This is a genomic window from Roseateles sp. P5_B10 (assembly GCF_056400485.1).
The window spans coordinates 1-1,536 of sequence record NZ_JBFULE010001058.1; the positions used below are offsets into that span (position 1 = coordinate 1).

Genomic DNA, 1,536 nt, shown 5'->3' on the forward strand with positions numbered 1-1,536 from the left:
GCGCAGGGGCCCATGATCATGCTGATCTGCGGCACGACACCGGAAGCCATCACGTTGCGCTGGAACACGTCGGCATAACCGCCCAGGGACGCGACACCTTCCTGGATGCGCGCGCCGCCCGAATCGTTCAGGCCGATGACCGGGGCACCGACCTTCATGGCCTGGTCCATCACCTTGCAGATCTTCTCGGCATGGGCTTCGGAGAGCGCGCCGCCGAAGACCGTGAAGTCCTGGCTGAAGGCGAAGGCCAGGCGCCCGTTGATCATGCCGTAGCCGGTCACGACGCCGTCGCCGGGGATCTTGTTGTCCTGCATGCCGAAGTCCACGCAGCGGTGCTCGACGAACATGTCCCATTCCTCGAAGCTGCCTTCGTCGAACAGCAGCTCCAGCCGTTCGCGCGCCGTCAACTTGCCCTTGGCGTGCTGGGCGGCAATGCGCTTCTCGCCACCGCCGAGCCGCGCACGGGCGCGCTTGGCTTCGAGTGCTTGCAGGATGTCTTGCATATGGGTTCAACCCTCGAACGGGAAATTGATCTCCACGCCATTACCGGCGGGGTCTTGGAAGAAGAACTGGTGCTGGCCGGTGACGGGCGAGCGGGACTCGTGGAAGCTCACGCCCAGCGCGCGCAGATGCGCCGCGGTGCCCACCGGGTCAGTGCCGAAGAAGGCCGTGTGGTCGTAGGTCGTCGGGGCGGCGGGGTTCACCGGGCCGCGCACCGCTTCATTGGCCCGCTGCGTGGACAGGTGGACGACCGGGTGGCCGCTGGCATAGAGCCAGTAGCCTGGGCTGTCGAAGTCCGGCCGCGGCCCTTGCTCGAGGCCGAGCACGTCGCGGTAGAAATCGCGCAGCACTGCGAGCAGCTCGGCGGGTGCGCGCAGATTGATGTGATGCAGGCCGGTGATCATGGGTTGCTCCTGAAGGTCGCCAGCAACTGGCGTGCCGCGGTGGATGCCGGCGTGCGGCCTTCCCGCACCGCTGCCGTTGCCGCTTCGAGTTGGTTCTTCACGCCGGGGTGCGCGACAAAGGCCTGCTTCAGGCCGGACTGGATGCGCGTCCACATCCACGCCAGGGACTGCTCGCGGCGCTTGGCCGCCCAGGCACCACTGGCTTCACTCGCCGTGCGCAGCGCGGTCAGCGCCTCCCACACCGGCGCAATGCCGTCGGCCTTCAGCGCGCTGACCTTCATCACGCGATGGTTGGCGTGCGCATGCCTGGGCAACAGCCGCAGCGCGGACGTGATCTGGGCCTGGGCACGCGTGGCGGCCACATCGTCCAGGTCGGCCTTGTTGATGACGACGAGGTCGGCCAGCTCCATGACGCCCTTCTTGATGGCCTGCAGGTCGTCGCCCGCGTTGGGCAGCTGCAGCAGCAGGTAGAGATCGGTCATGCCCGCCACAGCGGTCTCGCTCTGCCCCACGCCCACCGTCTCGACGATGACGACGTCATAGCCCGCCGCCTCGCACAGCAGCATGGCCTCGCGCGTCTTCTCGGCCACGCCGCCCAGCGTGCCACTGCTGGGACTGGGGCGGATGAAGG

The 1,536-nt window shown here is 67.6% G+C and carries 3 protein-coding genes; all 3 read right to left on the reverse strand.

Going from position 1 to position 1,536, the window contains the following annotated elements:
• Positions 1 to 503: carboxyl transferase domain-containing protein (locus AC1DU6_RS30750; RefSeq protein WP_477861887.1), on the reverse strand; the 503-nt coding region annotated here is incomplete at its 3' end.
• A 6-nt stretch (positions 504 to 509) separates the two neighbouring features.
• Positions 510 to 905 carry a VOC family protein gene (locus tag AC1DU6_RS30755; RefSeq protein ID WP_056196607.1) on the reverse strand — a complete coding sequence of 132 codons (396 nt, stop codon included), beginning with the start codon at positions 903 to 905 and terminating at the stop codon, positions 510 to 512.
• A partial coding sequence (locus AC1DU6_RS30760; protein WP_477861889.1) for a P-loop NTPase family protein occupies positions 902 to 1,536 on the reverse strand: 635 nt, incomplete at its 5' end. The genes AC1DU6_RS30755 and AC1DU6_RS30760, both read right to left, overlap by 4 nt.

Excerpts from the sequence above, each read along its gene's own strand:
- AC1DU6_RS30755 (WP_056196607.1), bottom strand. The coding sequence starts at position 905 with ATGATCACCGGCCTGCATCACATCAATCTGCGCGCACCCGCCGAGCTG.